6 protein-coding genes are annotated in these 7,971 nt (G+C 71.5%); 3 read left to right on the top strand and 3 right to left on the bottom strand.

Annotated features, from left to right (window positions below; all coding sequences use genetic code 11):
* Positions 1 to 575 precede the first annotated feature (575 nt).
* The gene (locus ACWDS7_RS44250; protein WP_451934183.1) at positions 576 to 1,241 is read right to left on the bottom strand and encodes a TetR/AcrR family transcriptional regulator; all 666 of its coding nucleotides are present in this window, start codon (positions 1,239 to 1,241) and stop codon (positions 576 to 578) included.
* Between the two features lie 92 nt (positions 1,242 to 1,333).
* Between ACWDS7_RS44250 and ACWDS7_RS44245 the strand changes: the two genes are divergently transcribed.
* Together ACWDS7_RS44245 and ACWDS7_RS44240 are read left to right on the top strand one after the other, a co-directional pair.
* On the top strand, positions 1,334 to 1,951 hold the full coding sequence (locus tag ACWDS7_RS44245) for a TIGR03086 family metal-binding protein (protein ID WP_451934182.1): 618 nt from the start codon (positions 1,334 to 1,336) through the stop codon (positions 1,949 to 1,951).
* Positions 1,945 to 2,349: a hypothetical protein gene (locus ACWDS7_RS44240; protein ID WP_451934181.1), complete on the top strand. Its 405-nt coding sequence runs from the start codon at positions 1,945 to 1,947 to the stop codon at positions 2,347 to 2,349. The genes ACWDS7_RS44245 and ACWDS7_RS44240 overlap by 7 nt, the downstream gene beginning before the upstream one ends.
* A 283-nt stretch (positions 2,350 to 2,632) precedes the next feature.
* On the opposite strand, the gene ACWDS7_RS44235 is transcribed toward ACWDS7_RS44240, so the two are convergent.
* On the bottom strand, positions 2,633 to 6,802 hold the full coding sequence (locus ACWDS7_RS44235; RefSeq protein WP_451934180.1) for a WGR domain-containing protein: 4,170 nt from the start codon (positions 6,800 to 6,802) through the stop codon (positions 2,633 to 2,635).
* 397 nt (positions 6,803 to 7,199) lie between these two features.
* Positions 7,200 to 7,652 carry a hypothetical protein gene (locus ACWDS7_RS44230; RefSeq protein ID WP_451934179.1) on the bottom strand — a complete coding sequence of 151 codons (453 nt, stop codon included), beginning with the start codon at positions 7,650 to 7,652 and terminating at the stop codon, positions 7,200 to 7,202.
* Positions 7,653 to 7,747: 95 nt separating this feature from the next.
* On the opposite strand from ACWDS7_RS44230, the gene ACWDS7_RS44225 reads away from it, so the two are divergent.
* Positions 7,748 to 7,971, top strand: a 224-nt coding sequence (locus tag ACWDS7_RS44225) for a response regulator (RefSeq protein WP_451934178.1), incomplete at its 3' end; no start/stop codon positions are given.

The raw sequence follows: 7,971 nt of genomic DNA, 5'->3' as shown, positions 1-7,971 counted from the left end.
CCGCTGAAGGAGCTGCTGTCCGACGGGTTCGCCAAGGAGCGCGCCTGCCTGGTCGGCGAGCGGGCGATGGCCCATCCGGCCCCGGCGGGAGCGGATTGGCGCTGATCGCCTCCGGTGGGGCCAGTTCGGCGACCTTGCGCAGTCGCACGTGTGCGCCGGCCTTCTCCGCGCCCTCTGCGGCGGCCTGCGCCAAGGCGTGCAGGGTGCCCGTGGCGCTGTAGTAAATGATCGCGACGTTAACGGGTTCCATGATCGATTTCCTTCCTTCGCGTCCGTCTGAGCAGTACGACGACACAGCCCGTCGGGATGTGAGGCGCGCGTCAACCTCACGATCCGGGGAGCTGTCTCGTCGAACCGGGTGAGGACAGATACGACCGACGGAGCCGGCGACACCGTGACCACCCCGTCCGGGCCAGGAGACGGCCGGCTCGACCCATCCGGGCCGGGGCACGGCCGGGTCGACCCCTGCCTCCACCCGGCCGTCGCGTCCGTCACCGTCCGCGCACTCATCCGCCGGGCAGGGCCCCGCCACCGCCGGGACGCCCGGCCCCCATCGGGCCGGCCCCGGTAGCCGTCTACTGATGACCGCTCTGGAGCGCGGAATCGAGCCCGGGTAGGGCCGCGGAACCGGTGGCGGCGGCGTGCAGGCGGTTCCGGATGGCGGTCCTGGCCCGCTGGTAGGCGACGGGATCGTCGTGCAGCAGCGATACGGCGTTGGCGGTCTCCAAGAACGCGATCAGCTCGAAGGCGAGCTGGTCGGCTCCGGTGTCTTCGGTGAGCTCTCCGAGCCGGCGCGCCTCCTCGACGGTGCGCGTGACCAGGCGGCTCCACTCAAGGGCGGCGGCGGCGACGGCGTCCCGCACGCGCCCCGGGCGGGCGTCGAACTCGGCGGTGACCGTGAAGAAGAAGCACCCGCCGGGGAAGACCCGCCGCTGCGAGTAGCTCAGCCAGCTGTCGCACAGCCGCCATATCCGTCCCAGGCCCGGCGGCAGTGCCAGCGCGGGCTTGACGACCTCGTCGAGATAGACGTCCGCCGCGGCCCGGACCGTGGCGAGCTGGAGCTCTTCCTTGGAGCCGAAGTGGCCGAAGAGCCCGCTCTTGCTCACGCCGAGATCGGCGGCCAGCCGCCCGATGGAGAGGCCCTCCAGCCCGTCCTTGGAGGCGATGTCCGCCGCTCGGCGCAGGATCGCGTTCCGCGCCCGGTCGTCTCGTGGCCGGCCCGCCATCGCAGCCCCTTTCATGGACGAACGTTCGTTTAATTATGCCGCACGTGATAACGTCGAATTCAAGCACGAACGTTCGTGCTTGAATTCGTGCTCGAAAAGGAGTGATCATGAGTGCGATCTCCGTCGACCTGGGATCCGTGGACCTGCGCGACCTCGACCGGCGGGCGCTGGAGGCCGCCGGTCGGCTGATCGCCCAGGCCGGCCCCGAGCGCCTCACCGGGCCCACCCCCTGTGCCGCATGGAATCTGGGCGAGCTGCTGCGTCACATGGTGAGCGAGAACCGCGGCTTCGCCGCCGCGGCCGCCGGCCTGCCCGCCGACCGGTCCACCTGGGACAGCGGCGAACTCGGCACCGACCCGCACCACGCCTACCAGGAGTCCGCGGCCGCGGTCACCGCCGCGTTCGCCGCCCAGGACGTCCACGACCGGCAGGTCGAAGTACGCGAGTTCGGCGTGTTCCCCGGCCGCGCCGCCATGGGAATGCACTTCGTCGACTTCCTCGTTCACGGATGGGACATCGCCGCCTCCGTCGGCGCGCCGTACTCGCCCGATGAGGAGTCGGCGGCCGTCGCGCTGGCGATCGCCTCTCGATGGGCGGACGCCCCGGGCCTCCGCGGCCCCGGCGGCCCGTTCGGCGCCCGGGTCCCGGTGCCCGCCGACGTCTCCGACTTCGAGCGGCTGCTCGGGCTGCTCGGCCGTTCCCCGGCGTGGGCGCCGTCATGCTGAGGAGTTCCTGGACGCCCGGGCCGGCCGCGGGCGTCACCGGTCCCGTACTGGTCGCCATCACCGAGTTCCGGGCCGACAGGGCGCGCGACCTGCCCGGTATCTACCGGTCCGGGCGCGCGCTGGGCCGGGGCTGGCCCGGGCTGGACGGCGCGGTCGGGATGTGGCTGTGGGCGGAACCGCTGGAGCGCAGGTGCGGCTCGGTGTCGATCTGGCGGAGCGAGCAGGCCCTGAAGCGGTTCGTGGCGTGGCCGGAACACCTGACGATCGTGCGACGCTACCGCCGGCGGGGACGGCTGGCATCCGTCACCTGGCAGGTCGCCCGGTGCGAACCCGCGGCCATCTGGGCCGGTGCCCGGCTGTACCTGTCCGGCCGGGAACTCCCGGGTGAGAACGTGTAGGCCCGCCGGTCACGGCCTCCGCTCCCGGCGGGCCGACAGTCCGGCCTCCGCGCCGGCCGGCGCGGCCGCACCGGTGATCATGGCGGCGCGGCCGCTGAGAACTCGGCAACACGAGAACCTTTTCCTCCAAACCGGACGTCGGCCTGGTCCGATGGCTGCGGGCCTTCGGCGGGAACGGTTGGTTCCGTCATCATCCCTCCGGTCCGCCATGATCCGATGATCAAGAAGTTTCCGGCAGGCCGGAGGCCCGGCTCTCGGCGGAGCCGGGTCCTCGCGGGTCCGGTCAGGGGGTGTCGGCCCGGGCTTTGACGGGTGCGGCTTCGCGGTAGCCGTCCTTCTCCCTGGCGGCGACGAGCTTGGCCGCCGCGCGGGCCGCGCGGGCCGGGTCGCCGTACCGTCTGTTGCGTACGGCACCGGCCGCGCCGATCTTTCCGGAACGGGTGGAGACCAGGCCGGACGTCTCGTCGTACAGGAGCTCCCAGAACTTGGGGATCTTGCCTTGCTCCCTCAGCTCGAAGTAGCGACGCTGCGCGTCCGGGTTCAACCGCTGGCCGTGGTAGAGCTGCGCCACCACGGGTGCGGCCTCCTCGATCGCGTCGGCGAAGCCGTCGAGGAAGCGCGTCGCCAGCATCCACGACAGGGATCTCTCCCACCAGAAACTGCGTGGATCGTAGTCGGCATGGGTGAAGACCCGGCCCTCCTTGGCCTCCCGGTCGGCGAGCACGGTGATGACGGTAGAGCCGTCAAGCGTCTCGACCAGCACGTCCAGCGCGCTCATCAGCGGCCGGGCGGCGCCGGCTTCGGCAGGAGTCAGCTCTCGAAGGAAGTCCTCTCCCAGCTGCCGCGCGGCCGGCCGGCGGGACAGCACCTGCGACGGCGACAGGACCCGCATTCCCGCCCCGCCCACGGACCAGCGGGCGTGGCCGATCTCGCGCCAGAAGGCGCGCAGCACCTCGGGGATCGGGTGCCGGCGTTCGGCCTCGTAGGCGGCGATCTCGTCGTCGGAGACGCCCGAGCCCACCTCGACCTCGATCGGGCCGATCAGGTCACCGTAGCCGTGGCTCCTCAGGTAATCGACGATCTCGGTGAGTGCCCGGGCGTGCCAGGCCGCGTCGCTGGGGTCGTCCCGGATCCGGTCCCTGATCCATTCCCGCACGGACATGTCCTCGGGCCGGAGCCGGTCGTCCTGCCACTTCAGGCAGGTCAGGTCCGCGTCGCGGTCCCGTTGCGCCTCCAGCTCCCAGCGTTCGTGTGCGGTGACGGCCTCCGCCTCGGTGGCGAAACGAGGGCCGGCGTTGATCCTCCGGTCGAACACGCGGCGATAGTCGCTTGAGTCGTTCGGGCCGTCGGGGTCCGGTATGCGGAAGGTGCGCAGGATCGCGCCCTTGCCCGGCACGTACCAGGGACTCGTCCCGGTCATGCCGGCCGCGGCGACGCTGCTCCTCACGCGGGCGAACGCGTCGGCCGCCGCGTCGACGCCGGGGAAGGAGAGGCCGAGACCGCCGAGCGAGCCGTTGTTCCGGCCCCACACGTAGGTCAGCCGGTCGCCGTAGCGGATGACCTCGACGAACTCGTCTGCCCGGCGGTCCCAGAACAGCGCGCGCTCGGACAGTTCGGTCACGCCATCGAGGAACGCCCGCATCCGGCCGTAACCGATCGCCCGGGGCTCGAAAGGGAGGCCGGTGATCTCGTATCCGTCGAAGGCGTGCACCGCGCCGTCGATGTCGAGGAACCAGACCTCCCCGGTCGTCGTGTCATGCAGCAGCCGTCGCCGGACAGTCGTACCGGCCAGGATGCCGAGCTTCTTGTCGGAGATCTTCAGCCGTGGCGTGCCCTGGAGGCGGGCGGCCGCGCCTTTCTCGACAAGGCGGCGGCGCTTGTCGTCCGCGGCTCCGGACAGGACCGCCTCCAGCTGCCTGGCCGGCTCCTCCGTCTCCAGCGGGTTGTCCCACCGGATGGCGCGCGCGTGCTCGTCGGGCTGCAAGGGCGGTTCCGCGATGGAGGAGGCGAGGGCGTGCGCGGCGCGGACCAGGTCGTATTCCTTCGCGGCCAGGGCCGCCTCGATCCCGACGACGAGGGCGTACTTGAAGAAGCGGCGGGAGAGCTCCTCCGCCGGCACCGGCCAGCCGGCCAGCTCCTGGAGCAGCTCCACCTTCGGCGGCCCCTGCTTCACGAAGTCGGCCAGGGCGTACGCGTAGCAGCCCGCGCCCGTTCCGTCCCGCCGCTCGCGCACCATGGCCAGCGCCTCGCGGTGGACCTCGGCGGAGAAGACGCCGCCGATCGCGTTGCCCATCCACCAGAACGCGCGCCGCTCGGTGAAGAGCCGCTCGATCAGCGCGGTCCGCGACCGGGGCGTCCCCATGTTGCCGACCGCGGAGTAGAGGTTCGCCACCAGGTCCTTGAGGAGGTCGTCCTCGGTCTCGCCGCGGTCGAAGACCTTCCCGCCCTTTTCCGTGGAATCGGCGAAGCGCCTGCCGTACTCGTTGAGCGCCTCGATCAGGAATTCCTCGGCGCCGGCGTGGGCGAAGTGGTAAAGCTGCTGCCCGGCGGTGTTGCGGGCGAGGATGACCGGATGCGTGAGCCGGGTGGCGATCATCGCCCTGGCCGCCCGCACGGCCTGCTCGTCCGAGAGCCGGGGCAGGACGTAGGTCTCCTCGCTGAACGGGTCGAACAGCCGGCTCCACAGCGAATCGACGGTCGTATGGCCGGCGGGCAGCTCAGCCAGGCGCATCAGCTCGTCGAAGATCTCCGGCTCGTGCGCGAACGGTGCGAGCGCCGTGAGGACCTCCTTCTTCATCTGCTTGGCCGTGTAGGCCGCCATGAAGCCGGCGTCGTCGGGTTCGGCGGCGTGCTCCAGCACCCGCAGCATGACGCGGACGAGAGGATGGCCGGGGGAGGTGATCTCACCGGCGATGTCGGCGAGCACCTGCTGGTGGGACTGGAACGGCAGAGCCTCGAAACCCCGGGCGGCGAGTTCCCCCCGGTCGGGGTCGTCACCCGCGAGGACGGCGCGGATCGCCCACGAGCTCACCTCGGCCGCGTATTCGTCCACGTCCGCACGGTGCAGGACGCGGCGCGCGACCGCCCGCGCCAGCGCCGGGTCGGCGATCCTCGCGATGATCGCCGAGTGGTCGTCCGGCGTCGCCAGTTCTTGCAGGATCGGTGCGGACGCCTCCGCCAGCGCCCACGCCCGCTCCAGTTCGTCGGCGGGCATCAGGAACTCGCGCCCGGCCAGCCCCTGAGCGTGCTGGAGTATGGCGAGGACGCGCCGATGGTACGGATCCTTGTCCAGCAGGAAACCGATCACCGTCTCCAGTGCGTCCAGGTCGCGGACCAGCGAATGGACCTGCCACAACGTCGCCAGCACCCACGGCCAGGTCTCGCCGGTGGCGGTCGCCGTCCGCGCGAACTCGTCGGCATGGGGGCTGGCCTCCATCCCGGCGCGCCGGTCGAGCAGGGCGCGCAGCGCCGCGGAGCCGGGCGCCGCATCCATCCGTGTCGCCGCCGCGGCGACCTCGGCGTCCGTCAACGTGCCCTCCTCCAGGCCGTCGCGGACGAGCACGAACTTCATCAGCGACCTCGCCCGGGGTTCGATCTCCATGGAGACCAGCGCGGTGCGCGCCCTTTCCGTCTCGGGCGCGTCGTCGCCGGTGTACAGGAGCGCGAGCGAGCGGCGCGTCCTGAAGCCCGGCACGATCGTCACATCCCCGTCCAGCGGCAGCGACCCGAAAGCCGCCGCGAACGCGTCGACGAGCGGCGTACGGCACGGCGCCCGCCCGATCGCCGCGAGCACCCGTGCCCGCTGCGGCTCCATCGCCAGCAGCGACGTGTGCAGCAGCCAGTAGATCGCCAGATGCGGGTCCCCGGCCAGCAGCGGCAACTCCGCCAGCAGGCTCTTCTCCGCGGCCTCGTCTGTCGGCCAGATGGCGCGGAAATGCCCGATGGCGCTCCGTGTCAGCTCGTCGTCGTCCTGGGTCACCCGGCCCTGGCGGTCGCGCAGCGGTTGCGCGAGCAGCCAGACCAGCCACTGGTACCTCGTGGCCAGTGCGGGCGTGCCGGGAGCCTCGCCGGTCCGGGCCGCCGGTCGTTCCTTGGTCCGGAAGGCGTCGCGGAGCTCGTCCTCGTCGCCGCCTCTGTCCACTTCCTCCTTGAAGGCGCGCCAGTCGTCCAGCGAGTCGAAGTGGAGGTGGAGCTCGCGGGTCTCGTGGTCCTGCCACCACACCCGCCCGTCCCCGCGGACGTCCAGCAGCGTGTAGTTGTCGCCCTCGTCGTCAAGGACGAAGAAACCCGCGAGTGTCTTGTCGATCGCCCCGAAGTACGGATAGTTGCTCCCGAGATGCGCCTTGACGAGATCGTCGGCAAACGGGTCGGTCAGGTGCTCCGCCGACGCCGTGGCCGTCTCCGGCGTGATCGGCAGCCCGTAGAACCGGCTGATCGGGTCATGCTCGTCCATCGACGATTCCTCTTGCTCATGTGTCAACGGAGGCCGGACCGCTTCTCCGCCTCTGCGGCACCGATGACGCGATGCCGGGGAGGTGAGGTCACGGTGTTGTTCATGCCGCGGATGCTAGAGCCTGCGCCGGACATTCCTGTGATCCCGCTCACCGGTCCGGTCCGGTACGGCACGGGCCCGCCGGCCGGGCACGGCCGGACGGAGCCCGCCGGCGAACCTGGTCACCCCGCCCGACCAGGCGTGGCAGCACTACGGGAGCACCTACCCGCAGCCGCACACCTTCAGGGACTACGGGCGGGACCAGGTCATGGCCGTCGGGTGGGCAGCGAGTACTTCGCCGGCGCGCTCGGCCCCGCGCCCCGCGGCCTCTCATCCCTGGTCACGGGCGCCGGCGCCCTCAGTCCTCGTCGTGTTCGGTCACGGAACGGACCGTGGTGGAGGGTTTCCCGGAGGGGCAGGTCAGGCTGATGGCGGTCTTGCGGTCGTCGGACTCGAAGACCACCGAGACGGCGGCGGCGGGGCCGCGCTCGACCTCGTCGACGCCGTATCCGGGGGCGGGACTCCACGACAGCAGGAGGGCCTGGCCGGCGTCGCAGGCGCCGGTCACCGACCCCTCGGCGTAGGAGAAGTTGCCGGTCTCCGCGTACGGCCCGGCGGAGGCGGGGGGCGCGACGGCCGGTCCCGCGGAGGTGGTGATCAGGGCCCGCTCGACCTCCTCCAGCGTCATGGAACGCACGACCTGCCCGGTGATGTCGGTGCCGATCAGGGACACCGCCCAGGTGCCGGTGGCCGTGGTGAGGACGGCGGCCGTGAGCCAGCCGCCCAGGCCCAGGAGCGCACGCCGGCGCATCGATCGACCACCCTTCGGTGTCCTTTACGATTCATGGGGAACTTTCTACCTTTGCCAGCATAATTATCCAGTTCAAGAGAGGCTGGCGCGTTGCCGTGGCCCACCTGCTTCTCGTCGAGGACGACGCCCAGGTCCGGTCCGCGCTGACCCGGGCGCTCACCGAACGCGGGCACGCCGTCATCTCGGCCGCCGCGGGCATGCCGGGGCTCACCCGGGCACTGGAGGACCGGCCCGACCTGGTCGTGCTCGACCTGGGCCTGCCCGACCTCGACGGCTGCGAGGTGCTGCGCATGCTGCGCGCCGTGAGCGCCGTCCCGGT

The organism is Streptosporangium sp. NPDC003464, from assembly GCF_053588315.1.
Note: the sequence above shows the minus strand (reverse complement) of the source record. Positions and strands in the feature narration are given on the sequence as shown.